The sequence below is a fragment of the Kaistella flava (ex Peng et al. 2021) genome, from assembly GCF_015191005.1.
In the GTDB taxonomy this organism is placed as follows: domain Bacteria; phylum Bacteroidota; class Bacteroidia; order Flavobacteriales; family Weeksellaceae; genus Kaistella; species Kaistella flava.
Genome location: NZ_CP040442.1, coordinates 2,723,583 through 2,747,336, shown reverse-complemented (window position 1 = coordinate 2,747,336; position 23,754 = coordinate 2,723,583). Strand labels below are relative to the sequence as shown.

The following is a 23,754-nucleotide window of genomic DNA, read 5'->3' as shown; positions in this document are numbered from 1 at the left end:
CTTTATTTTTAAAGAATTTCGTTGTTATTTTCAATTTCGTAATACAACAATTCCTCGTCATCATTTGGTAAACTAACGGTTTTGATATATTGAAGTCTCAGTTTTTCAATCAGTTTTTGAGAAGCGATATTTTGTTTAGAAGTAATTGCAGAAATCTTTTTTAAACCAAATTCAGAAAAGACGGTTTCCATTAATTTCTTGGAAGCTTCAAAACCAAAACCTTTTCCTTCAAATTCAGGTAAGAATGAAAAACCAATATCATTTACTTCCAATCCTTCTCTTTCAAAAATACCGACGCCGCCAATTTTTGTACCTTCAGATTTTAATTTAATCAGAAAGTTTCCATATCCTAATCTTTCAAACTGTGGTAAAAATTTATTGGTAATATAATTTTCTGCATCTTCAATTGATTTAATATTCCGATCACCAATAAACTTAATGAAGTTCGGTGAATTGTAAAGTTCAAAGATGAATGGCGCATCATCAATGCTCATTGGTTATAAAAGAAGTCTTTCAGTTTCCAGATTTTTTATTTGTTTCATTAAATTCCTTTTTTTCCGTGAAGGATCATTTCGATCATTTTTAGTTTTCTTTTTTCGCGGGTTTCCGGCTTTTTCGCTTCTACAATCCAGCGGATATATTCTTTGCGATGCGTATAATTCATGGCGTCAAATAGTTCTTTTGCCTTTAAATTTTCATTAAAAACAATTGCGACATCATCCGGAATAATCACTATTCTTTCCTCTTTGTCTTCCCAAAGTTTTACAGAAACTTCATCACCAAACGATTTCCCAAGCTGTTTCCGAATTTCCTGTGTTAAGCCCAGAGTATGACAATCGCTTTTCATTTTAATTAAACTGCCGCGGTATTCGATCTTATCATCAAACATGGCTTTTATTTTCACCAATCCTTTTTTACCAAAAAATTCTTCAGTAGAAAAAGGAAATTCAACATAAGCAGCATTAATATCACCACTTTGTAAAATAACCGCTTTGAAAGAAATAGAATCTTTTGTCATTTTTTAAAAATTAAATTCAAATTTATAAAAATTGATGGCACAGAAATAGTAATGTAAAAGGAAATTTTTAAAAATGAAAAAAATAGTAGCTGGCTTCATCGCCATTTTCGGTCTTTTGTTATTGGCAAATTGCACGACTCAAACCAACGTTTCTCAAAATGTAAAAAGAGATTGGATGTTGGTTGAATTTCAGGGTTTTACAAAAGATTCAATGATGAGTAATAAAGCACATCTTAATTTATCTGATCAAAAAGAACCAGGGAAATTTTCGGCAAATATGGGCTGTAACAATATGTTTGGTTCCGCAGTTTTTAACGCAAACGGAACGGTGAAATTTTCACAAATTGGAAGCACCATGATGTTTTGTGATAAAGCAATGGATTTAGAATCCACTTTTGCGAAAGCACTTCCAACAATGACCAGTTATAAAATCGATGGTCATTACTTAACTTTAAGTAACGCAAGCGGAAAGAAAATGAAATTTGTCGCTGCTGATTGGGATTAAGAATTAATAAATATTAGTGAAAATCTCAGGTAATTTATCTGAGATTTTTTAATTGTGAAATTCAAAGTATTATCTTTGTACAAATGCCGAAAGGAAATTTATGCTAGACAAAAAAGAACATCTATACGAAAAAGCCGTGTTAGTCGGCTTAGTGACGCAAAATCAAAGTGAGGAAAAGCTGGTCGAATATATGGACGAGCTCGAATTTTTGGCTTTAACAGCAGGAGCAACGATTGACAAAAGATTCATTCAGAAATTGACGCAACAGGATCCCAAAACTTTTATTGGGAGTGGAAAAGCACAGGAAATAAGGGATTATGTAAAATCAAATGGAATCGGAACCGTGATTTTCGATGACGAACTTTCTCCTTCGCAACTGAAGAATCTTGGAAAAGAAATGGAGGAGGTTAAAATCCTGGATAGAACCAATTTGATTCTTGATATTTTTGCTCAAAGAGCGCAAACGTCTTACGCAAGAACTCAGGTAGAACTTGCTCAATATCAATACTTACTTCCAAGATTGAGTAAAATGTGGTCTCACCTTGATAAGCAAAAAGGGGGAATCGGAATGCGTGGTCCTGGGGAAACAGAAATTGAAACCGATAGAAGGATTATTCGAGATAGAATAACTTTATTAAAGGACAAGCTGAAAACCATCGATAAACAGATGGCGACTCAAAGACAGAACCGTGGTAAAATGGTGCGTGTTGCTTTGGTAGGTTATACCAATGTTGGGAAATCTACTTTGATGAACGCCATTTCTAAGTCTGATGTTTTTGCTGAAGATAAATTATTTGCAACTTTAGATACGACTGTCAGAAAAGTGGTGATTGGGAATTTGCCATTCTTATTAACGGATACGGTTGGGTTTATTAGAAAACTACCGACGCAATTGGTAGAGAGTTTTAAATCAACTTTGGATGAAGTTCGGGAAGCAGATTTATTGATTCATGTTGTAGATATTTCGCACGAAAGTTTCGAAGATCACATCAATTCGGTAAATCAAACTTTAATGGAAATTAATGCGCATCAAAAACCGATGATCATGGTTTTCAATAAAATTGATGCCTTCGCTTACGAGAAAAAAGACGAGGACGATTTAACACCGGAAACAAGAAAAAATATTTCTCTTGATGAATGGATGAAAACCTGGATGTCGAAATCACAATATCCAACGGTATTTATTTCTGCTTTACACAAAGAGAATTTCCCGGAAATGAAGAAAATGATTTACGACGAGGTTCTGAAAATTCACACTGCGAGATTCCCTTACAATGATTTCTTATTTGAATATCATGATGAAGAAGCGGACGAATCAAAATCAGAAGAATCGGAAGATTAAAATATAATGCGATAAGCGCACTTTAAAAAAATGCTTGATTAATTTTAAGCATTTTTTTTAAAGCTAAAATGTAAATACTCACATTTTTAAATGAAATTAGATTATCAAAATATTATTTCAAAGATCTACGCCGATATTATTGCCAAAGAAAATCTGGGTAAAGTTCCGAACTACATTCCTGAACTTGCCTGTATCGATGAAAATAAATTTGGCGTCAACTTCACCGATTTAAAACATAACAGTTTTGGATGTGGAGATTTTGAGGAGAAATTCTCAATTCAAAGTATTTCCAAAGTTTTCGCCTTGTCATTTGTGTATGAAAAACTGGAAGAAAAACTTTGGGAAAGAGTAGATGTAGAACCTTCCGGAAGTGCATTTAATTCTTTAATTCAGTTAGAAGCCGATCATGGAATTCCACGAAATCCTTTTATCAATGCAGGAGCTTTGGTTATTTGCGATATTCTATTAGAAATTTGTGAAAATCCAAAAGAAGAGTTGCTGTCTTTTATTCGAGAGCTAACCGAAGATGATCATATTTTCTTTAATAAAAAAGTGGCGGCGAGTGAAATGCAAAACAGTTTCAGAAATGCAGCGATGTGTAATTTCATGAAATCTTTTGGAAATATAAAAAATAAACCGGACTCGGTGATTGAACTTTATTGCCATCTGTGTTCCATCGAAATGACTTGCAAGCAGCTGAGCAAAAGCTTTTTGTACTTGGCGAACGGTGGTAGAAAACCTTCCGACAACAAACAGTTTTTACCTTACAGTAAAGCCAAAAGAATCAACGCGATTTTGCTCACTTGCGGATTTTATGATGAATCAGGAGAGTTTTCTTTCCTCGTAGGATTGCCAGGAAAAAGTGGCGTTGGAGGTGGAATTATTGCAATCTATCCACAACATTATTGCCTCGCTGTCTGGAGTCCGAAACTCAATGAAAAGGGAAATTCCTACCGTGGTATGAAATTTCTGGAAGAATTTACCACCCAAACGGGCGAAAGTATTTTTTAGAATGGTTAAAGAAATTAAATCTGCGCTCCAAGATCTTTCAAATTCTGAAAAGAAAGAATATATGCCCAGGTTTTTCAAAGCTGGGAAAGGAGAATACGCAGAAGGTGATCAGTTTATCGGCGTAACCGTTCCTGATCAAAGAAAAGTAGCGAAAGAATTCGGAGACCAAATATCTTTATCTCAATTAGAAGAACTTCTATCTTCGCCCATTCACGAACATCGTCATTGTGCTTTATTCATCTTGGTTTCCAAATTTGAAAAGTCCAAAATTCCTAAAGAGAAAAAAGAAATCGTTGCGTTTTATTTAAAAAATAAGAAATACGTCAACAATTGGGATTTGGTAGATACTTCGTGTTATAAAATTTTAGGACGCTATTGTTTTGAAAATAAAGATGATTCAATTCTACTGGATTTATCTTAAGAAGAAAATTTGTGGTCCAAAAGAATCGCTATAGTTTCAACAATGTTTCACGTGAAAAATAACGATTTTGACTTGCTTAAGAAGTTGGCAGTCATAAACTTAAATCATGAAAACGACTTAATGCACAAAGCTAATGGGTGGCTTTTGCGCGAAATGGGTAAGAAAAACGAACAGGAACTTTTAGATTTTCTCAATCTTCATTATAATGTTGGCGACCATGTTGGTCGATTTAGATCACGTTTTCGCCAATCCACTTTTTGATCCAAATAGAAATAGTATCGGTTATCATCCGCTGCATTCTTATTGGGCAATTGGAGCTTATTTTCTGGACGCTATTTTTTTGAAAGGAAATTACAGAATCATCGCTGTCGGTTTGCTTTTCCATATGTTCACCGATTTTCAAGATTTCTGGCTTTGGAAATCAATGTTACGATTAAGTTAAATCTCTTTTCAATTTTTTCATTTGTAGTTTAATTTTTTTATCTTATCACAAATTGAAATATGAAATTAAAAAAACTTATTCACTGGACAGTAGTTGTCCCAATTATATCTGCCGCTTTCTACCTTTTTGGCTTTTTAAATAATACTCCTTTTACCAATATTATTGGTGCCTTATTATTATTTTCAAGTGTTATGGCTGCAGTACATCACGCCGAAGTTGTAGCGCATAAAGTTGGCGAACCATACGGAACTGTAATTCTTGCGATTTGTATTACGATTTTAGAAGTAGGATTAATTATCTCCTTCATGCTTTCGGGTAGTGAAGGCGCGCTCACTTACGCCAGAGATACGGTTTTCGCGGCGGTAATGATTATTCTAAATGGTATTCTCGGAATCTGTATTTGGATCGGAAGTCGAAAATATAAAGAGCAATTTTTTATTGCCAATTCAGCAACAACTTATTTGGTAAGTTTGGTGGCTATTTTAGTTCTCACGCTTATTTTACCCAATTATACTTCAACAGAGCACGGCCCTTTTTACAGTGAAGCGCAATTGGTTTTTGTTGCGCTCGCCTGTCTCACGATTTATGGAACTTTCCTGATGTTCCAAAACGTTCGACACCGAAATTATTTCGTTACCGAAAGTCAAGATCAAACCGCTCATGAAGCAGATCCACCGTCGCTTCTTAAAACTTTAGCGAGTTTATTTTTACTGATTATCTGTTTGGCAGTAGTTATTTTTATGGCCAAAGGACTTTCTCCGGTAATCGAAGGATTTGTAGAAAGTATCGGCGCACCTCATGAATTGGTCGGAGTAATTATTGCGTTCGTAGTATTGCTTCCCGAAGGTTTAGCTGCAATCCGGGCAGCAAAAAATAATCAGATTCAGTCGTCCATTAATTTGGGCTTAGGATCAGCTTTAGCGAGTGTTGGGTTAACCATTCCCGCCATTTCGGTCGTCTGTCTGATTTACGATATTCCTTTCGTTTTAGGACTCGATATGAAATCGATTATTTTACTCGCCTTGTCTGTATTCATCGTAATGATGTCGCTGAGTCGGGGGAAAACCAATCACTTATACGGTACCGTACTTTTAGTGAATTTAGCAGCGTATATTTTTACGGTAATCGTTCCTTAAAACTAACGAATCTTACGTGCAACTTCCATTTTATGACCCATTAGTTTAGCAATATTCGAGGCTTTGTAAATTGCCAGATCAGCCATTTCACCCGTGAAATTTTCTTCAACTGTCGCTGTCCATAATTTAACCCAATGTTCAAAGTGAGATTTCTCCATCGGAACTTGAGCATTGATGGGGAAGTGGATTGCCATCGGATTTCCTTTGTAAGAAATCTGTCCGAACAAAAGCGTCTCCCAAAAAGAATACATCTTTGGTAAATGATGCGACCAATCTACTTTTGCCACGTCATTAAAGAAGAATCCAATCGTCTCATCATTTTGCACTTTGTCATAGAAACGATTTACCAAATCCTCAATATCTTGTCGGGTCTCCAATTTTTTCATAGGTCAAAATTAGTCAATATTTTCAGGATGCGTTTATGACTGCAATCATTGTTTTTATTTGGGCGGACAATTCGTGCTATCCGCTCATACTCCTCAGTCAGAGTCTCCACTGCGTTCCGTCGCTTCCTTGCGGGGTAACCGCTTCTATCACGGCCGCAGATTTTGCTTAAAATAAACGGTAGTTTCCTCATTTAGAAGTAATTTTGCAGTATGGCAAATCTAAAAAGTAGACTTTCCCATTTACAATCCCGAGATGACAGTGGCTTCAGTTCCAATGCCAGCGGAAGGTTTATAAATAAAAATGGAACGCCAAATGTTAGAAGAGCCGGTTTATCAAATCCATTACAGAAATACAGTTGGTATCATACCATGCTGGATTTGCCTTCCTGGCAGTTTATTCTGCTTTTAATTTGTGGCTATATTTTGGCGAATATAATTTTTGCACTGATTTATTATAGTATCGGAATCGAACATCTAACAGGGATTGATGAAAGTTCGCCTTTCAATCAATTCACCGATGTATTCTTTTTCAGTTCGCAGACTTTTACCACCGTAGGATATGGCCGAATCGCACCAGTCGGATTTTTTGCAAGTTTAGTCGCCACGTTCGAAGCTTTTTTAGGATTGCTGGGGTTTGCAATTGCCACCGGTTTATTCTATGGAAGATTTTCCCGTCCGAGAGCATTTTTAAAATTTAGCAAAATTGCCTTAATCGTTCCGTTTCAAGAAGGTACAGCGATGATGTTTAGGATGGCGCCTTATAAAAATAATCTTTTAACAGATGCTCAGGTAGTTCTTACGTGCGCTATAGAAGATGCAGATGAGAATGGAGAATTAAAAAGCAAGTTCTTTACTTTAAAAACATTAATCAGTCAAATAAATACCCTTTCCCTCAACTGGACTGTTGTTCATAAAATTGATAAAAACTCACCTTTCTTTGAATTAACCAAAGATAACTTTGAAACGATGGATGTTGAAATCTTCGTACATGTTCGGGCATTTGATGAAGTGTTTTCGAATACCGTGGTACAGCGGACTTCTTATTCATCTCATCACAAAGAAATTATCTTCGCGAAAAAATTCAACATGATGTACGCGCCATCGAAACGTCAAAAAACAACCGTCTTGAATTTGGACCGAATAGATTCTTATACTCCTTATTCCAATTACTAAATTATGAACTTAGATTTCTATAAAACTCAGGCACTTCAAAAACAGAAAGAACACAAAAAATTTCTGGATGGGCTGAAGAAAAAACCACCTAAAAATCTCGATTATATTGTTCAGGAAACTCATGATGAGGTTTTCGAAAAAATCGACTGTCTGCAATGTGCCAACTGTTGCAAAACCACCGGCCCACTTTTCACTCCGAAAGATGTTGAGCGAATTGCAAAGCATTTGAAAATGAAAGTTGCAGATTTCGAAGATAAATTCCTACGCACAGATGAAGACCAGGATCAGGTTTTACAAAATCTGCCGTGTTTGTTTTTAAATGACGACAATACTTGTTCGATCTACGATATTCGTCCAAAAGCCTGTCGCGAATTCCCGCATACCGACCGGAAAAAGATTTATCAGATTAATAATTTGACGATTCAAAATACGGTGATTTGTCCGGCAGCTTTTGAATTTGTAGAGCGGATTCAGAAGAATTTAGAGAAGAAATAAAAATGTTTCAAAAATCTCACTTCAGTTCCTAAAAAAAGCAGCCTTCTAAAAAACTGCTCTGATATCTTACATTCTAAAATTGACAACTCCATAAGGTGACCAACTGGGGAGGAAAAGCCACCGGAGGTAGAGTTTATCCTGAGCAAGGCCGAAGGATTCAACAGACTTTACCTCATTATTTTTTTTGCTTTTTTTTTGTTTGGGTGATTGTTAATTCATTTCTTGTCTTTCAGACAAGACGAAAGCTTAGTTATTAGCAGAATTTTTTATTCAATTACTTGATTAAATTCAATTAGATTATAATTTGAATCATTTTTTAAAAAGTCGTAAAGCATTGAAGAGTGTCCTGCTCCAACAATAATTACTATTGTCTTGTCTTCTTTAGAAACTTGATTTTGAATATTAGAATACATAATTAAATTTCTTTTATACCAACTTGCAACAAAATCGGAACCGAAAAAAAGTTCATCATTATTTAAGCGATTTATCGTTGAAATATAAAACCCTTTGTTTAATTCTCTTTGCTCTTTAGAATTTATACATTTTAAAATATTTTTTAAATCCTTTTCCTTAACACAGTTATTTAAAAAGGAAGAAAGAGATTTCATTTTACTTTGATAAAGTGTAGAGTCAATATAAGCGCTCTTTTCTATCTGTTTATTTAGTAAATCATATCGCTGTTCTAAATTATAATCTATTGAATAAATAAAATCGTTTTTAGACTTTTTTGCTAATCTAAAACCAAATTGAAAGATTTCATTTTCTTGATAGAATCTTTTATAAAAATTATCTTTTATGGTGTCTAAATTATAGAAGGGTTTATTTTCTTTATATAAAAAATATTGTTGGTCAAGTACTTTTTTATCCTTGTAAAGCGATTCTACAAATACTTTATCTGGATGAAACTTTTCTGTAATTTCATTAGTAATTTCTTCTAAATCTTTTTGTCTTGTTTTATCTAAAATATTTATTTCTGCAACTTTCCCTCTATCAAACCCTGGATTATTAAAATGAGATACTCCAATTAAAATCACGTCGGTTTTTGTTTGGGTTTGACTAAAACTGAAAATATAAAAAAGTGCTAATAAAAATGTAAAAATTGCTTTCATTTAATTTTGGTGATTTTGATTTTGTGCTGTTATTTTAAAATTTCTGCTAACCATTTGCGTATTTCTGTTGGCGGGGACTTTTTATAACAAGTCTTTGTAAATATAACGAATTGATTAATTAGCGAAAATCTTGATAATAGGAACTTCCGCCCCGCTAATAGAAATACTTTGTACCTGCAGTATATTTCTATTCTAATTTAACATTCAGTTCAGATCTAATTTATTCATAATTCTGAAATATTCTTAGTTTATATTTTCATGTCTCATAACATTTATATGTATGTGTAATAACCGTATCCTTTTTAACTATTTGTAAAAATAATTCACCTTTCTTTTTAATAAAATAATCTCCTTCATTCATTTCATTTTTATATTGTTGCCACCATCTGTTACCGTGTTCACATTCGCAAGGTTCACAGGTTTTAGAATCTTCACCTATAATTTTAAAAGAACTTAGATGCTCGACTCTTTTAATTCTTATTTCACAGTTTTCTTCACGGATGTTATTTGTCGAATCTTCGCAATTAGGTTTCAAAATTTTGGGAACCAAAACATAGAGTATACAAATTGAGAAAATAGTTATTAAAAAATTCCTAGTTATGCGATTCATTGTAATACTGTGGGTAACGTTTGGGTATTTCTGTTGGCGGAGACTTTTTATAAGTCTTTGTAAATATAACAAATTGAACAATTAGCGAAAATCTTTATCATAGGAACTTCCGGCCGTTAATAGAAGTACCGTGTAGTACAACGTTTTTATATCGGTGTTTTAGCCAAAACTTCTAATAATTGATATGTGTAATTACTCGGTGAGTCTAGCGGTGGATTGGCTAAATAAGTTTTTTTTAAGTTTAAGTTGATATTCAAAGTTTTCCTCAAAAATAAATCCATCTATTCCTACAATTGTAACCCATTCTCCGGAATTTGATTCTTTAATTTTTATTGCTTTAATCATATTAAAGTCAGGTGGAATTGCGTAGTCTGCATATTTGTGATAAACACTTGCTGTAACGGTTGAAGTTTGGTCGGTATTTTCATCTCTATTACAACTTATTGTTAATAATGCAACTAAAGCAAACATCGAAAGGAAATAAATAATTTTTTTCATTTTTTAATATTATTTTAAATTTTGTACAAAGTTTTGCGGCTTTGCGATGGTACGGCTTAATATGACAAATCTTTCTATTATAAACGAATCTTCAAAAGATCTAAAATCGTTAAACTTGCGAAAATCCCGCACTATTGCAAAACCGCTGTTATCTGACGTTTTATTTCAAGTTTTCCACAATCAATTCTCTTACATGATCTAGATCTCCAAATGTTCTCGCTAAGATTTTGCCGTTAGTATCTATAACAAATTGCAATGGATAGCCAGTTGCGTTAACCCTTTTACTGAACTCCTTATTTACATCAAAATAATTTGTCCATTCTGCGTTGTTTTTTTTGAGTATTTTTTCCGCGAGTGCTTTTCTATCAATTTTATTTTCATCTGTAATAGTGATAATATTCACTCCTTTGTCTTTAAAATCATTATAAAGTTTTACAAGTTCGGGCATTCCTTTTACGCAAGGTGCACAAGTTGTAGACCAATAATCTATAATAGTTAATTTGTGTTTTTTAAAATCTTCCTCTTTTAGAGAATGTGTTTTGTCAAAGTAAATATCAGGGATTTTTTTTCCAATCATTGTCTCACTTTCAATTTTCAACTTGGAATAAAGTTTTTTGTAAAACGAACTTTGTTTGATTTCATTAGAGAAAAACTCCATATTTTCTAAATAAGTTGGATTATAATTGTAAAGTGTATAATCATTAACAATTTCCCATAAAGCAACGTATGAGTTGGGATGTTCTTTGATATAACTAGAAATCAACTCTTGCTTTTTATCAAAACTCGTCAAACTATCTCTTCTATTGGGATCATCAAATTTAAAATAAACTGTTGCCAGATAATTTTTCAATTTTTGATATTCAATATTACTCGGTGTTTGCAAATTAACGACTAAGCCATTTGTGATTGTCGGTAATTCATAGGTGTATTTTCCTTTTTCTATAAAGAATATATCTGTTTCAGAAGGAGGATTGCTCATATGCATTAATGCAACAGGTTGCGGATAATCAATTTTTCCCTTTAATATATTTTTATTTTGGATTGTTAAGTTATAAAATGAAAAATCAAAATTCATTTTTTTTGATAAATCTCCCAATTTATCATTTTCAACTAGTTTGAATTGATATAAATCTTCAAAACCAGTTCTGACCATTGGAGCACCAAACCATAAACTATCATTTACATAAGTTTTTGCTGATAAGTCTAGTTCAAAATTGCTTTGAGCAAATAATATAGTAGAAGCAAAAAATAAAATAAAAAGGTAGTGTTTCACTAACTGTGTAAGTTGAAAAGTTATTCTGAAAAATTTTGAGCCCTCAAAAGCTCAAAACTTTTTCGGAAATAACTTTTTTATTATTTTTAAACTTTATACAGTTATGATCGACAAAGAAGAATTATTAAACAACAAGGAATTTTACAAATCCTTCAAGAGCGGCGAAGATTTAACCTCGTTCTTCAAAACAATGCACAAACGAGCCGTAGAACACATGCTCGAAGCCGAACTGGATGACCATCTGGATACCGAGAAACATCAAAAAACCAAAAACGGAAACTATCGAAACGGCCATCAAACCAAGAAAATAAAAACCTCTTTCGGCGAAGATGAAATTAAAGTTCCGCGAGATAGAGAAAGTACTTTTGAGCCGGCTTTAGTTCCCAAAAGGCATAATATTATTGATGGTTTAGAAAATATTATCATCTCATTTTATGCCAAAGGAATGAGCGTGAGTGATATTGAAGACCAGATCAAGGAAATGTACGATTTTGATGTTTCAACATCCACAATATCCAGGATTACCAATGCGGTTTCCAGTGAGATTGTCGCTTGGCAAAACCGGCCACTAGAGGATTTATACCTCATTGTTTGGATGGATGGAATTGTTTTTAAAGTCCGTGAAAATTCAAAAGTCATTAACAAAACCATTTATCTTGCCGTTGGTTTAAGACGGGACGGAAAAAGAAGTTCTGGGAATGTGGCTTGGAAAAAACGAAAGTTCCAGTTTTTGGATGAGCGTACTAACCGACATAAAAGCACGGGGTGTAGAAGATATATTGATCACTGCAACGGATAATCTCAATGGATTCACCCAAACTATTCGCAGTGTTTTCCCACAATCTCAAACTCAGATCTGCGTGGTTCATCAGATAAGAAATGCCTGCAAATACGTAGTTTGGAAAGACAGAAAAGCCTTTACTTCCGACATGAAACACATTTACAACGCTCCCACGAAGCAAGCCGCGGAAGCTGCTTTAAATGATTTTGCAGAAAAATGGGAATGTAAATATTCCTACGCCATCAAATCCTGGAGAGATAATTGGGATGAATTAACGGTATTCTTCGAATTCCCGGTGGAAATCCGCAAAATCATTTACACCACCAATTTAATAGAAAATCTGAATGGAAAAATAAGAAAATACACCAAAAACAAAATGTCTTTTCCAACTGATGATGCAGTTTTAAAGTCGGTTTTTCTTGCGTTAAGAGAAGCAACAAAAAAATGGACAATGCCAATCAGAGATTGGGGAATTGTACTCAATCAATTTATGCTTATATTTGAAGAAAGGCTCAAGTTATAAAAAACTCAAGCCTCAAACTTTTCAACTTACACACTTTGCGGGATAGTGTCAATAAAAATTTTTACATGTTTCATTTTTTGTGATGTTTTTTTATATGGCAGATAACGGTTGGGTATTTCTATTGAACAATTAGCAAAAGTCTTTATGATAGGGGCTTCCGGCCCCCTAATAGAAATACCTTATTACCTGCAGTTTTTTTTAGTAGTTTTCTTTTAGTTTCTTGATTAGCAAATTAACATCATTAAAGTCCATCCTACTTGCGATAGATTCGGATATTTTTTCAATCTTTTCTTCATTAAATATGTATAAATCATTATAAATCGCAGAGCATAAAGATTGTAAAAAAATTGTAGGGCTTTTCTTAATTCTATTGTAAAATTTATATAAATCTCTTATCGTAGGTTTCTTGTCTTTAAATTCTGGGATTCTATTTTTTAAGTCTTTACTTTCTAAATAGTTTTCAGAATGCTTTATTGCGTTATTAATTTCTCTTAATTGATTGACTTCTAAATAATTTTTAATTTCTTTTATATCAATATTTTTTGCAAATAGATATTGTTTTATAGATTCCCACTTATAGTTTTTATCAAAATTTTCATCTTCATATGCTGCTTTAATTAATTTCTTTAGGTTGATTTCAAAATGTTTGAATGCATAAATTATTTTAACTTCCAATAAAGCAGTAATTTCATCTTCTATATATGCATTGTCTATATAATAATCAAAAAGTTGTTTTTTCAAACTGTGACCTGTTTGTTGTGCGATTTCATTTAGATCATTATATTTTTCAAGATTCTCCTGTTCCATCTTCATCCATTCATCGTGTTCCTTCCAATTATTCTTTAATTTTTTCCCTAAATCAGAAATTATTTTATCAATCGGATTATCTAAAACATTTTGTTTGTCAAGAACATAAGAATCTAAACTCATTTTATTTAATTCTCTTTTTTCGTACATTAAATCTAATTTTGTTCTTTCCATTGTGGTGTGATAAAATTGCAGGTAACTCGTTTATATATATTATAAATTCATACAAATACACCTAAATTGTATGTCATTATATCATAATCCATTATTCCATTGCTAAAATAGTAAAAATCACTTACAACTCATCAGAAGTATTTACGGTGCACTTTTGTATTCTTTCGAAAAAAAAACTCCCCGAACTTTTAGCCCCGATCGCAGTGGAAATCCCGGAATGAGGTGCTAGCCGCCGAGGCGGAGAGTGCCGAAATGAGGAATTGTAATGTAGAGCGGGACTGGTCTTGTAAGAAGCGAAATCTTATTGCTCCTAATTTTTCGACTGCGATAAATGTTTAGATTTAATTTTTAAGGAATTGACCACAATAATAAAAAGCATTGAAAAATCAATGCTTTTTACTCTTTCACTTTACTTTTTTCCCATTTCCCCGGGACAGGTTTTTATAAAAAAAGCCGGAGCAAAACTCCGACTTTTATTTTTTATACGACACCTTGTGCCAGCATTGCTTCGGCCACTTTCACGAAGCCCGCTATGTTTGCGCCTTTCACGTAGTTCACATAGCCGTCATGTTCTGTACCGTAGTCTTGACATGCTTTGTGAATTCCGATCATGATTTCTTTTAATCTTGCATCAACTTCTTCAGAGGACCAGTTCAAACGAATTGAATTCTGCGTCATTTCTAAACCTGATGTTGCTACACCACCAGCATTGGATGCTTTTCCTGGTGAGAACAAAACTTTGTTGTCTAAGAAATAATTAATCGCATCTAAAGTGGAAGGCATATTCGCGGCTTCGGTAATGCAGATTACACCGTTGGCGACCAAGGTTTGAGCGTCATCTAAGAACAATTCATTCTGGGTTGCGGCAGGAATTGCAACGTCACATTTTACACTCCAGGGACGTTTTCCTGCATAGAATTTTGCACTTGGGAATTTCGTCACATAATCTTCTGCTCTGTTGTTTCCAGAAGCACGAAGTTGTAATAAGTAATCTACTTTTTCTCCGGAAATTCCTTCTTCATCATATACATAACCATCAGGACCCGAAATCGTTACTACTTTTCCGCCTAACTCGTTTACTTTTTTGACAACTCCCCAGGCGACATTTCCAAAACCAGAAACAGCAACAGTTTTACCTTTAACTTCTTGTCCGATTGTTTTCAACATTTGCTCGCAGAAGTAAACAACTCCATATCCTGTAGCTTCCGGACGAATTAATGATCCACCGTAAGCCAATCCTTTTCCGGTTAATACGCCGGTAAATTCATTTCTAATTTTTTTATACTGACCAAATAAATAGCCAATTTCTCTGGCACCAACGCCAATGTCTCCTGCTGGAACATCAGTTTCCGGACCGATATATTTACACATTTCTGTCATGAATGACTGACAAAAACGCATTACTTCCATATTTGATTTTCCTTGTGGATCGAAATCTGAACCTCCTTTACCACCACCCATTGGAAGGGTTGTTAGTGAGTTTTTAAAAGTTTGCTCAAAAGCTAAAAATTTAAGAACAGATAAATTAACAGTTGGATGAAAACGGATTCCTCCTTTATAAGGACCGATTGCAGAATTCATTTGAATTCTAAATCCTCTATTGACCTGGATTTCACCAGCATCATCAACCCAAGGTATTCGGAAAATGATGGTCCTTTCGGGCTCTGCCATTCGTTCCAGGAGTTTCATGCCATCGTATTCTTTGCGGGTTGCAATGAAAGGAATTACGGTGCTGGCAACTTCTTTTACGGCTTGTAAGAATTCTGGCTCGTTTGGATTTTTCGCTTCAATGTATGCGATAAATTCCTGAATCTTTTGCTCTACGTTATATTGTTCCATAAGAAGTGAGGATTATTACTAACAAATTTAATTTTTTTTTCACAACATTCAATAAAAAACTTTAATATTAGTAAAATATCAATAATATTAAAGATTATTTTTATTAAATTCATAAAAATAGCATTTATTGTATTAATAATTTAATGTTATGAGAAGTTTGCTATTTTTTCAAAAATATTAAAAAGCTAAAGTGCGAGATATTGTCTTCCTGAAAGCGCTTTTATATATCCCAGAATTTCTAATTGCAATAAATCAGGTAAAATTTTATAAGTCGGGATTTCTAATCGCTGTGAAATTTCATCTAAAGAGAATGGAATCTTTTTATCTAATGTATTAAGAAGGTTTTGCTGATGATCAGGAAGTAAAACTTTGATTTCAGAACTTGGGAAAAGTTCGCCAATCTTTTCGGTGTCATGCAGAAAGCCAAGATTTTCGATGAGCGATGAAATGGTTGAAATGATGGCAGCTTTGTTTTGATGAATAAGTTGATTGCAACCTTGGCTGTATTTTTCATCGATTCTGCCAGGCAAAGCATAAACTTCTCTGTTGTAATTGTTAGCGAAAGTTGCCGTGCTGATCGAACCGCCTCCGAAAGCCGTTTCTACCACAATCGTTGCTGGTGATAATCCGGCAATAACACGGTTTCGTTGAATGAAATTTTCGCGATCTGGTTTTTGAGAAGAATTGAATTCGGTAAATAATACGCCATTTTCTTCTGCTATTTTATGTGAAAGCTTTCTATTTCTGGAAGGGTAGAGCGTATGAAAGCCATGTGCTAAAACAGCAACAGTCGGTATTTTGTTTTGAATAGAAAGTTCGTGAACTTCAGCATCAACGCCTAAAGCCAAACCACTAATAGTGATGATGTTTTCGTTTTTAACGGCCTTTAAAAAATCTTCGATAAATTGTCTTCCGTAGTTTGAAATATTTCTGGTCCCTACAATACTTACTGGTTTTTTAGAAGAATCAAAATTTCCCTTTTGATAGAGAATAGCTGGAGCGTCTTCACATTCATTTAATAATGATGGTAAATCTCCAAGATGACGCAGATTGATTTTGATATTGTTTTTCTCACAAAAAGCAATTTCTTTTTCTGCAAATTTTAAATGTTCGGGATTTCCTATTTCGACTGCGATTTTTCTGCCGATTCCGAAAATGTTTTGTAAACCTGATTTTGAAAGTTCCCAGACTTCTTTAGGAGAACCAACTTCACCCACTAGTTTTCGGAAGATTACATCTCCGATTAAAGGACAGTGTCGCAGCGCAATAGAATAAAGATTTTCTTCGGAACGCATATAGAAGTTTTATCAAAAGTATCAAAATTTATTGATTTTTTCGAATTTCATCAAGATGTTCCCAAGGGTTTTCTTTCTTTTTATAGGGAAGTTCTAAGAAATCTTCAGGATGGTTTTCTTTGTATTCCTGCCAAAGTTTATCATCTTTTTCACTGTAATAGTTGGGAAATTCCCAGATGTATTTTACTTTTCTTTCACCTGATTTTCGGAAAATAAAAGCCATTAATATTCCAATTGTTGCACCGGATAAATGCGACTGCCACGATACTCTGCTCGGTTCTGGAAGTTGGGAAAATAATTCTTCAGGCAAAACGCCCCAAATTAAACTCCCGTAATATAAGGCAACGACCATCGATACGGTTAAGAACTTCATGTTCCATCGAAATACACCACTGAAGAATATGAAAAATGCTAATACATAAACAATTCCACTTGCGCCGATGATGCAAACATGATTAAGTTCTCCAGTATAAATATCGATGGGAGGTAAAAGCCAGACTAGAAATCCGGTTAAAATCCAACCCAGAAATAATATTTGTCTTGCGATAAAAGGGTAAAATTGATATAACAGAAATATTAAAACAAAAACAGGAACTGAATTACCAAAGATGTGTTCCAGGCTGCCATGTAAAAAAGGAGATAGAAAAATTCCTTTTAATCCATAAGGACTTAGTGGAATGATTGCGCCTGAACAACCACTAAACCAACCGAGCTGCTGTAGTAAATATCCCAACCACATCGCTGCAACCATTATGGCTGCGTAAAGCACTGCTTTGAGATTAATGTGGTTTTTCAGCATGGTTAATTTTTTGACAAAACGTTGACCAAAATGATTAATGGGTAATTATGGCTAAATCTTTTTATAAATGTAATTAAAATCAGACAAAAAGTACGAAAATAGTAATAGAATGAATTTTTAGATTTATTTGTTTGTCTTAAATTTGCCGACTATGAGAAAGTTGTTTACCGTTATTATATCATTGGTGTCATTGGCTGTTTTTTCCCAGAAAGAAAAAAATGTTCTGGGTGAAATCGATTCTATTTCACAAAAGAGATGGAATGCTACGGCGCTGAATTTAGACAGTCTGGCTAATCCGAAGCTGGAAAAATTTGCAGTTCTTTTTAAAGATACAATCGTTATTCGTGACCGAGTAAAAATCACAGAAAGCGGCGATGATATTCCTGTTACGCCCTATAATATATTGCAGTTAAAAGATCCGATTAAGTGGTTTTATTACGGCCAGAATAATCTTGTTTTTAATCAGTCTGCCTTTTCTAACTGGAACTCTGGAGGGAATAATAATATCGGTGTTATCGGGAAAATCAATTATACTTTAAGTTATAAAAACAAAAGACATTTCTTAGACAATAATATCCAATTGGGTTACGGTTTTGTTTCTTCGCAAGGAGAAGCTTCTCGAAAGACAGAAGATTATATTAATTTGATGACCAACTACGGTTACGATATCGGGAGGAATTTTTACCTGTCAACTGGTTTTCAATTTTTGTCGCAGTTTTCAACGGGATATAATTATTCATTAACACCAAATCCATCATTTGAAGATCGAATTTCTCGATTCATGTCACCGGGTTATGTTTATGCTGGGGTCGGGATTTTATATAATCCGAATGAAAACTTTCAGGTGATTTTCAGACCGGTGAATGGTAAGTTTACATTTGTTATGGATCCTTTGCTACAGCAAGCGGGCAGATATGGTTTAGAAAAAGATGGTCAGTCTGTTCGATCTGAAATTGGAGCTTTGGTTAATGTGGTTTACCGTTTGAAAATTTACAAAGATATTAATTTAGTCAATCAACTTAACCTCTTTAGTAATTATGCCTTTCACCCTGAGAGAGTTGATATTGCTTATAATGGCACTCTTAATTTTAAATTCAATAAATTTATCAACACGGTCATCAGTTTAGATTTGCTTTACGATCATGATCAAATGAAGAAACTTCAATTGAAACAGACATTGGGTGTTGGTTTTTCTTATAATTTTGGTTATGAAGTTAAAGAGAAGAATAAAAAAATGATTAAACCTTTCGTTAATTAGAGATTCATTCTTAGCTAATTAAGTTGTATTTTTATCTATTAAAAACCATAATAGATGAAAAAATTAACGTTAGCCGGAATTTTAATTTCAGGATTTTTAACAGCTCAAGGCAATGCTGAAGATGTACCGCAGGACACCTTGAAGAATTGGTCTATTCAAGGACAAAACACATTGATGCTTAATCAAGCTGCATTTTCTAATTGGATTGGTGGTGGTGCTAATAATGTCGGTTGGATTGCCGGTGTTAATTACAATATGACTTATGAAAAGGGGAAAGATTTGTGGGAAAATATTGTGGTGTTGGGTTACGGAGAAAATAAGACGCAAGGCTTAGGGAATAGAAAAACTCAGGATATTATCAATCTATCCACGAATTTTGGAAGAAAAATTTATGACCATTGGTATGTTTCCGGTGGAGCGAGTTTGCTTACTCAGTTCGCTGCCGGTTATACAGATGGAAATAATCCAGATGCAAAGAAGCTTTCTAATTTCATGGCTCCTGGTTATGTGAATGTTGGTGCCGGTTTTACCTATAGACCAAACGATAATTTCACCATGACTTTGCGTCCTGCGAATGCAAGATGGACTTTCGTTTTAGATAAAGATTTGCAGTATGCTGGAAATTATGGTTTGAAACACGACGGTGCTTCGTCATTATTCCAATTCGGTTTTTTAGGAACTGCGATTTACAAGGTTAAATTAATGGAGAACATTACGTTGGTGAATTCAGCCTCTGTATTCTCTAATTACCTCAGTCATCCAGAACGATTGGTTCTTTCTTATGGAGGCGTTTTTAATATGAAAATCAACAAATATATTTCTTCAGTCGTAACTTTAGATTTACTGTATGATCATAATCAAATTTGGAAAACTCAAATGAAGCAAACTTTAGGAGTTGGTTTGGCGTATAATATTGACAATGGTATAAAACGCTCGGATGATAAATCCAATCAAACTTGGAAATAGTTTTTAATTAAAATATAATCTACCGCTTCATTTGGAGCGGTATTTTTTTTAACGATAATCGAGAAATTTCTAAAATCAAAACGCTTCGTTTTAACTATATTAAAAATTGATGAAAATATTCAGATTTTCACTTTTTTGAACTTTACAATTTTGAAGTAATTATTTGTGACTGTTGTGGTTCAAAAAAAATACAATCCATTTTTAAATAATGTTTTTACACATTCCAAAACTCACGGTCTAAACTTCGATATTGAATCGCTTCTGAAATATGAGCAGCATTTAAGGTTTCTGCTTGTTCCAAATCGGCGATAGTTCTGGACACCTTTAAAATTCGATCATAAGCTCGTGCAGATAAATTCAGTTTTTCCATCGCTGTTTTAATGAGGGTTTGCGAAGCTTCATCGAGTTCACAAAACTTCTCAATATCACGCGGGCCCATTTGCGCATTGTAATGAATATCGGAATCTTTATACCGATTGCTTTGAAGTTCCCTTGCAATTAAAACCCGTCTTCTGATTTCATCACTTTGTTCGCCTTTCCTTTTATCTGCCAGTTGTTCGAATTCTACTTTTTGTACTTCAATGTGAATATCGATTCGGTCGAGTAGTGGCCCAGAAAGTTTATTCATATACCGCTGCATCTCGAATTGTGAAGAAGTATTATTGGGATCGTCAGGAAAAAAACCACTAGGACTGGGATTCATGCTCGCAACCAACATGAAACTCGCGGGATAATTCACTGTAAATTTCGCGCGGGAAATGGTGACTTCACGATCTTCCAAAGGTTGACGCATTACTTCTAAAACAGTTCTCTTAAATTCCGGCATTTCATCGAGAAATAAAACGCCGTTATGTGCTAATGAAATTTCTCCAGGCTGAGGGTAACTACCGCCACCGACTAAAGCGACGTCAGAAATAGTATGATGCGGACTTCTAAATGGTCGCACCGTCATCAATGAGGTTTCCGTCCCAATCTTCCCGGCGACAGAATGTATTTTAGTTGTTTCTAAGGCTTCTATTAAAGTTAAAGGAGGTAGTATGGTCGGAACTCTTTTCGCAAGCATTGTTTTGCCACTTCCTGGCGGCCCGATTAAAATAATGTTATGTCCACCTGCTGCTGCAACTTCCATTGCGCGTTTAGCGGTTTCCTGACCTTTTACTTCTGAAAAGTCATTTGGGAAATGATGTACTTTTTCTTGGAATTCTTTTCGGATATCAATCGTCGTTCGTTCTAAAGGAATTCCTTCATTAAAGAAATCCACCACTTCTTTAATGTTGTCGATTCCATAAACTTCTAAATCGCTCACAATTGCAGCTTCTCGAATATTTAGTTTGGGTAAAATAATTCCCTTAAATCCTTCTTCTTTTGCTTTAATGGCAATGGGTAAAACCCCTTTAATCGGCAATAATCCTCCGTCTAAGGATAATTCACCCATAATGATGTATTTACTTATTTCTTCGGCTTTAATCTGCTCTGAGGCAGCTAGGATTCCTAAGGCGATACTTAAGTCGTAAGCAGAACCTTCTTTACGTAGATCTGCCGGCGCCATATTGATGGTAATTTTCTTTCCCGGAATTTTGAAACCAATATTTTTCAACGCTGCAGATATTCGATAACTGCTTTCTTTAATGGCGTTATCCGGAAGACCAACCAAATGGTAACCGACGCCTCCAGTATCTACATTGACTTCAATGGTGATTGTTTGTGCAGAAACTCCGAAAATAGCACTCCCGTAAATTTTCACTAACATAGTTTGTGTTTTGAGATTAAAATTAACAAATTAATCTCAATGTTTTGAAAAAGAATTACTTCGAGTATTTTGTTCTTGATCCTAAAAAAATGTATATATCTTTTTTCAACATTAAAGCTTAATCAAAAGTCAAAGATTCATTTATGTGTTGTAGTGGATTTTTGGTTTTTAATTAAATAAAATATTGGTTTTTGACGATTTCGTTTTCATGAACTCCTCATGAACTATCCATGCTTTATCTGGGAAGTATCTATGGGATATCTATAGGGCTTTATTTTGGGAGAATTATTTTAACCCGTCCTAAAATAGCGATACAGATTAGTTGATAAATCCTGATATAACTAGACACTTATGAAAAAAACTCCTCAATTTCTTGAGGAGTTTTGGTGGGCGGTACTGGGTTCGAACCAGTGACCTTTGCGATGTCGACGCAACGCTCTAAACCAACTGAGCTAACTGCCCCCCTAAATAAAAAAACCTCAGTATAAACTGAGGTTTTCTGGGTGGGCCCTGAGGGATTCGAACCCCCGACCCTCTCGGTGTAAACGAGATGCTCTGAACCAACTGAGCTAAGAGCCCTATACCATTTTTGATGTGTCAAATTTTGGTTTTGCAAATATACAATTTTTTTCGAATTACGTGACTTTTTTTTTAATTTTCAATGCAACTCTCTAGATTAACTTTCCTAAATAAAAAAAACCTCAGTATAAACTGAGGTTTTTTGGGTGGGCCCTGAGGGATTCGAACCCCCGACCCTCTCGGTGTAAACGAGATGCTCTGAACCAACTGAGCTAAGAGCCCGATACCATATTTGATGTGTCAAATTTTGGTTCGGCAAATGTACAAAAAAATTCTAATCTTCCAAATTTTTTTCTAAAAATTCTCCGACTACAAAGTTGCTTCCGCCGATAAAAATCATTTCCTCTTTTTTAAGTTGTTGTTTAGCAAAAAGATATGCGTCCTGAATGGTATCAAAAATTTTATAATTTATTTTTGATTTTTTTAATAAATCTTCATAATCGTTTGGGTGTCGACCTCGATTGTTGGCAGGTTTTGCAAAATAGAAGGTTGAATTTTCTGGAAGAATTTTTAAAACTTCATTAATATTCTTTTCCGCAACGAATCCTAAGATGATATGTTTGAATTTTGGAATAGAGTTGAGCTGCTCAAAAACCTGTTCTAAGCCAGCTTGATTGTGTGCAGTATCACAAATAATAAGTGGATCTTTGGAAAATTCAAACCAACGACCGATGAAATTGGTGTTTTGATGTACGTTTAAAAGTCCATCTTGAATGTTTTTATCTGAAATGTTTATTCCTAAATTTTGTAATTCATTAATTAAAGCCAAGACGACCTTAATATTCTTTTGCTGATAGTTTCCTTTCAGATCTGATTTGAAATCAGTTTTGATGGTTGTTGCATCGATGAATGTTGTCTTCTGTTCGGCTGCTTTTGCTTTAATGATATTTTTAACAATTAAATCTTCTGCGCCAGAAATAACGGGTACATTAGGTTTTATAATTCCGGCTTTTTCGTTGGCGATTTCTTCAATCGTATTTCCTAATAAATCTTGATGATCTAAAGCAACGTTCGTAATCGCTGAAAGTAGTGGCGTGATAATATTGGTAGAATCTAATCTACCGCCTAGACCAACTTCGATAATTGCATAATCTACTTTCTTTTGATAAAAAAATTCGAACGCCATAATCGTCGTGAATTCAAAAAAAGAAGGCGTAATATCTTCGGGTAACTTTCTCAATTTTTGAATGAAATCATAAACGAATTTTTTGTCACAGTTTTCGCCATTGATTTTAATTCTTTCGGTAAAATCGATGAGGTGAGGAGAGTTGTAAAGTCCAATATTAAAACCAGCTTCCTGTAAGACTGAAGCAAGCATATTGCTGGTAGAACCTTTTCCGTTCGTTCCGCCGATGTGAATCATCTTTAGTTTCTCTTGCGGATTACCAAAAGAGTCACAGAGTTTCGTAATGTTTTCCAAACCGGGTTTATAGGCTTTTTTGCCATCGGTTTGATAACTCGGTATTTGTACGAAAAGCCAGTCGAGCGCTTCTTGGTATTGCTGATTTGTCATGATGCAAAATTCCTAAAAGTATTTGGTATTTAAAAGCTTTTAGATCCTGTT

Annotated in this window: 21 protein-coding genes, 3 tRNA genes and 2 pseudogenes; 11 read left to right on the top strand and 15 right to left on the bottom strand. The window is 34.3% G+C overall.

Annotated features, from left to right (window positions below):
* Nucleotides 1-8: 8 nt before the first annotated feature.
* Nucleotides 9-494, bottom strand: a complete 486-nt coding sequence (locus Q73A0000_RS12255) for a GNAT family N-acetyltransferase (RefSeq protein WP_244140738.1) — start codon at nt 492-494, stop codon at nt 9-11.
* Nucleotides 495-541: 47 nt separating this feature from the next.
* A complete protein-coding gene (locus Q73A0000_RS12250; RefSeq protein WP_193811220.1) occupies nt 542-1,018 on the bottom strand; it encodes a YdeI/OmpD-associated family protein in 477 nt (158 codons plus the stop codon).
* Between the two features lie 73 nt (nt 1,019-1,091).
* Between Q73A0000_RS12250 and Q73A0000_RS12245 the strand changes: the two genes are divergently transcribed.
* The 6 genes and pseudogenes from Q73A0000_RS12245 (at nt 1,092) to Q73A0000_RS12220 (ending at nt 5,875) form a co-directional block, all read left to right on the top strand.
* Nucleotides 1,092-1,523, top strand: coding sequence for an META domain-containing protein (locus Q73A0000_RS12245; RefSeq protein ID WP_193811219.1), 432 nt, complete (start codon nt 1,092-1,094; stop codon nt 1,521-1,523).
* Nucleotides 1,524-1,623: 100 nt separating this feature from the next.
* A complete protein-coding gene (gene hflX, locus Q73A0000_RS12240; protein WP_193811218.1) occupies nt 1,624-2,865 on the top strand; it encodes a GTPase HflX in 1,242 nt (413 codons plus the stop codon).
* Nucleotides 2,866-2,955: 90 nt separating this feature from the next.
* Nucleotides 2,956-3,876 carry a glutaminase gene (locus Q73A0000_RS12235; RefSeq protein ID WP_193811217.1) on the top strand — a complete coding sequence of 307 codons (921 nt, stop codon included), beginning with the start codon at nt 2,956-2,958 and terminating at the stop codon, nt 3,874-3,876.
* 1 nt (nt 3,877) lies between these two features.
* A pseudogene (locus tag Q73A0000_RS12230) lies at nt 3,878-4,558 on the top strand (DNA alkylation repair protein).
* A complete protein-coding gene (locus Q73A0000_RS12225) occupies nt 4,503-4,739 on the top strand; it encodes a DUF6122 family protein (RefSeq protein WP_193811216.1) in 237 nt (78 codons plus the stop codon). The pseudogene Q73A0000_RS12230 and the gene Q73A0000_RS12225 overlap by 56 nt, the downstream one beginning before the upstream one ends.
* A 59-nt stretch (nt 4,740-4,798) precedes the next feature.
* On the top strand, nt 4,799-5,875 hold the full coding sequence (locus tag Q73A0000_RS12220) for a calcium:proton antiporter (RefSeq protein ID WP_193811215.1): 1,077 nt from the start codon (nt 4,799-4,801) through the stop codon (nt 5,873-5,875).
* 2 nt (nt 5,876-5,877) lie between these two features.
* On the opposite strand, the gene Q73A0000_RS12215 is transcribed toward Q73A0000_RS12220, so the two are convergent.
* Nucleotides 5,878-6,261 carry a group III truncated hemoglobin gene (locus tag Q73A0000_RS12215; protein WP_193811214.1) on the bottom strand — a complete coding sequence of 128 codons (384 nt, stop codon included), beginning with the start codon at nt 6,259-6,261 and terminating at the stop codon, nt 5,878-5,880.
* A gap of 210 nt (nt 6,262-6,471) precedes the next feature.
* Between Q73A0000_RS12215 and Q73A0000_RS12210 the strand changes: the two genes are divergently transcribed.
* Nucleotides 6,472-7,434: an ion channel gene (locus tag Q73A0000_RS12210; RefSeq protein WP_193811213.1), complete on the top strand. Its 963-nt coding sequence runs from the start codon at nt 6,472-6,474 to the stop codon at nt 7,432-7,434.
* Between the two features lie 3 nt (nt 7,435-7,437).
* Nucleotides 7,438-7,929: a YkgJ family cysteine cluster protein gene (locus tag Q73A0000_RS12205; RefSeq protein ID WP_193811212.1), complete on the top strand. Its 492-nt coding sequence runs from the start codon at nt 7,438-7,440 to the stop codon at nt 7,927-7,929.
* 266 nt (nt 7,930-8,195) lie between these two features.
* Here Q73A0000_RS12205 and Q73A0000_RS12200 read toward each other — a convergent pair whose 3' ends face one another.
* From Q73A0000_RS12200 to Q73A0000_RS12190, 3 genes are all read right to left on the bottom strand, one after another.
* Nucleotides 8,196-9,038, bottom strand: coding sequence for a DUF5694 domain-containing protein (locus Q73A0000_RS12200; RefSeq protein WP_193811211.1), 843 nt, complete (start codon nt 9,036-9,038; stop codon nt 8,196-8,198).
* 802 nt (nt 9,039-9,840) lie between these two features.
* Nucleotides 9,841-10,146, bottom strand: a complete 306-nt coding sequence (locus Q73A0000_RS12195) for a DUF4377 domain-containing protein (protein ID WP_244140737.1) — start codon at nt 10,144-10,146, stop codon at nt 9,841-9,843.
* 160 nt (nt 10,147-10,306) lie between these two features.
* On the bottom strand, nt 10,307-11,419 hold the full coding sequence (locus Q73A0000_RS12190) for a TlpA family protein disulfide reductase (RefSeq protein WP_193811210.1): 1,113 nt from the start codon (nt 11,417-11,419) through the stop codon (nt 10,307-10,309).
* Between the two features lie 103 nt (nt 11,420-11,522).
* Between Q73A0000_RS12190 and Q73A0000_RS12185 the strand changes: the two are divergent.
* Nucleotides 11,523-12,723 (top strand): annotated as a pseudogene (locus tag Q73A0000_RS12185) (IS256 family transposase).
* 198 nt (nt 12,724-12,921) lie between these two features.
* On the opposite strand, the gene Q73A0000_RS12180 reads toward Q73A0000_RS12185, so the two are convergent.
* The 4 genes from Q73A0000_RS12180 to Q73A0000_RS12165 form a co-directional block, all read right to left on the bottom strand.
* The gene (locus tag Q73A0000_RS12180) at nt 12,922-13,704 is read right to left on the bottom strand and encodes a hypothetical protein (protein WP_193811209.1); all 783 of its coding nucleotides are present in this window, start codon (nt 13,702-13,704) and stop codon (nt 12,922-12,924) included.
* Between the two features lie 480 nt (nt 13,705-14,184).
* On the bottom strand, nt 14,185-15,543 hold the full coding sequence (gene gdhA, locus Q73A0000_RS12175) for an NADP-specific glutamate dehydrogenase (RefSeq protein ID WP_193811208.1): 1,359 nt from the start codon (nt 15,541-15,543) through the stop codon (nt 14,185-14,187).
* A 185-nt stretch (nt 15,544-15,728) separates the two neighbouring features.
* Nucleotides 15,729-16,838 (bottom strand): DNA-processing protein DprA, encoded by a 1,110-nt coding sequence (dprA, locus tag Q73A0000_RS12170; RefSeq protein WP_193811207.1) that lies wholly within the window; start codon nt 16,836-16,838, stop codon nt 15,729-15,731.
* A gap of 28 nt (nt 16,839-16,866) precedes the next feature.
* Entirely contained in the window at nt 16,867-17,637 is a 771-nt protein-coding gene (locus Q73A0000_RS12165; RefSeq protein ID WP_193811206.1) for a rhomboid family intramembrane serine protease, read from the bottom strand.
* Nucleotides 17,638-17,788: 151 nt separating this feature from the next.
* Between Q73A0000_RS12165 and Q73A0000_RS12160 the strand changes: the two genes are divergently transcribed.
* Together Q73A0000_RS12160 and Q73A0000_RS12155 are read left to right on the top strand one after the other, a co-directional pair.
* Complete coding sequence (locus Q73A0000_RS12160; RefSeq protein ID WP_193811205.1) at nt 17,789-18,895, top strand: DUF3078 domain-containing protein; 1,107 nt, start codon at nt 17,789-17,791, stop codon at nt 18,893-18,895.
* Between the two features lie 54 nt (nt 18,896-18,949).
* The gene (locus tag Q73A0000_RS12155) at nt 18,950-19,861 is read left to right on the top strand and encodes a DUF3078 domain-containing protein (protein WP_193811204.1); all 912 of its coding nucleotides are present in this window, start codon (nt 18,950-18,952) and stop codon (nt 19,859-19,861) included.
* A 214-nt stretch (nt 19,862-20,075) separates the two neighbouring features.
* Here Q73A0000_RS12155 and Q73A0000_RS12150 read toward each other — a convergent pair whose 3' ends face one another.
* The 5 genes from Q73A0000_RS12150 to Q73A0000_RS12130 all read right to left on the bottom strand — a co-directional run bounded on the left by Q73A0000_RS12150 (nt 20,076) and on the right by Q73A0000_RS12130 (nt 23,703).
* The gene (locus tag Q73A0000_RS12150) at nt 20,076-21,611 is read right to left on the bottom strand and encodes a YifB family Mg chelatase-like AAA ATPase (protein WP_193811203.1); all 1,536 of its coding nucleotides are present in this window, start codon (nt 21,609-21,611) and stop codon (nt 20,076-20,078) included.
* Between the two features lie 384 nt (nt 21,612-21,995).
* Nucleotides 21,996-22,073, bottom strand: a tRNA-Val gene (locus Q73A0000_RS12145).
* A gap of 42 nt (nt 22,074-22,115) precedes the next feature.
* Nucleotides 22,116-22,190: transfer RNA gene (locus Q73A0000_RS12140), tRNA-Val, on the bottom strand.
* Nucleotides 22,191-22,337: 147 nt separating this feature from the next.
* Nucleotides 22,338-22,412, bottom strand: a tRNA-Val gene (locus Q73A0000_RS12135).
* A 52-nt stretch (nt 22,413-22,464) separates the two neighbouring features.
* Nucleotides 22,465-23,703 carry a bifunctional folylpolyglutamate synthase/dihydrofolate synthase gene (locus Q73A0000_RS12130; RefSeq protein ID WP_193811202.1) on the bottom strand — a complete coding sequence of 413 codons (1,239 nt, stop codon included), beginning with the start codon at nt 23,701-23,703 and terminating at the stop codon, nt 22,465-22,467.
* Nucleotides 23,704-23,754: the final 51 nt, after the last annotated feature.

Coding starts and splice junctions, on each gene's coding strand:
- Q73A0000_RS12255 (WP_244140738.1), bottom strand. CDS start 494: ATGAGCATTGATGATGCGCCATTCATCTTTGAACTTTACAATTCACCG.
- Q73A0000_RS12250 (WP_193811220.1), bottom strand. CDS start 1,018: ATGACAAAAGATTCTATTTCTTTCAAAGCGGTTATTTTACAAAGTGGT.
- Q73A0000_RS12245 (WP_193811219.1), top strand. CDS start 1,092: ATGAAAAAAATAGTAGCTGGCTTCATCGCCATTTTCGGTCTTTTGTTA.
- hflX (WP_193811218.1), top strand. CDS start 1,624: ATGCTAGACAAAAAAGAACATCTATACGAAAAAGCCGTGTTAGTCGGC.
- Q73A0000_RS12235 (WP_193811217.1), top strand. CDS start 2,956: ATGAAATTAGATTATCAAAATATTATTTCAAAGATCTACGCCGATATT.
- Q73A0000_RS12225 (WP_193811216.1), top strand. CDS start 4,503: ATGTTGGCGACCATGTTGGTCGATTTAGATCACGTTTTCGCCAATCCA.
- Q73A0000_RS12220 (WP_193811215.1), top strand. CDS start 4,799: ATGAAATTAAAAAAACTTATTCACTGGACAGTAGTTGTCCCAATTATA.
- Q73A0000_RS12215 (WP_193811214.1), bottom strand. CDS start 6,261: ATGAAAAAATTGGAGACCCGACAAGATATTGAGGATTTGGTAAATCGT.
- Q73A0000_RS12210 (WP_193811213.1), top strand. CDS start 6,472: ATGGCAAATCTAAAAAGTAGACTTTCCCATTTACAATCCCGAGATGAC.
- Q73A0000_RS12205 (WP_193811212.1), top strand. CDS start 7,438: ATGAACTTAGATTTCTATAAAACTCAGGCACTTCAAAAACAGAAAGAA.
- Q73A0000_RS12200 (WP_193811211.1), bottom strand. CDS start 9,038: ATGAAAGCAATTTTTACATTTTTATTAGCACTTTTTTATATTTTCAGT.
- Q73A0000_RS12195 (WP_244140737.1), bottom strand. CDS start 10,146: ATGAAAAAAATTATTTATTTCCTTTCGATGTTTGCTTTAGTTGCATTA.
- Q73A0000_RS12180 (WP_193811209.1), bottom strand. CDS start 13,704: ATGGAAAGAACAAAATTAGATTTAATGTACGAAAAAAGAGAATTAAAT.
- gdhA (WP_193811208.1), bottom strand. CDS start 15,543: ATGGAACAATATAACGTAGAGCAAAAGATTCAGGAATTTATCGCATAC.
- dprA (WP_193811207.1), bottom strand. CDS start 16,838: ATGCGTTCCGAAGAAAATCTTTATTCTATTGCGCTGCGACACTGTCCT.
- Q73A0000_RS12165 (WP_193811206.1), bottom strand. CDS start 17,637: ATGCTGAAAAACCACATTAATCTCAAAGCAGTGCTTTACGCAGCCATA.
- Q73A0000_RS12160 (WP_193811205.1), top strand. CDS start 17,789: ATGAGAAAGTTGTTTACCGTTATTATATCATTGGTGTCATTGGCTGTT.
- Q73A0000_RS12155 (WP_193811204.1), top strand. CDS start 18,950: ATGAAAAAATTAACGTTAGCCGGAATTTTAATTTCAGGATTTTTAACA.
- Q73A0000_RS12150 (WP_193811203.1), bottom strand. CDS start 21,611: ATGTTAGTGAAAATTTACGGGAGTGCTATTTTCGGAGTTTCTGCACAA.
- Q73A0000_RS12130 (WP_193811202.1), bottom strand. CDS start 23,703: ATGACAAATCAGCAATACCAAGAAGCGCTCGACTGGCTTTTCGTACAA.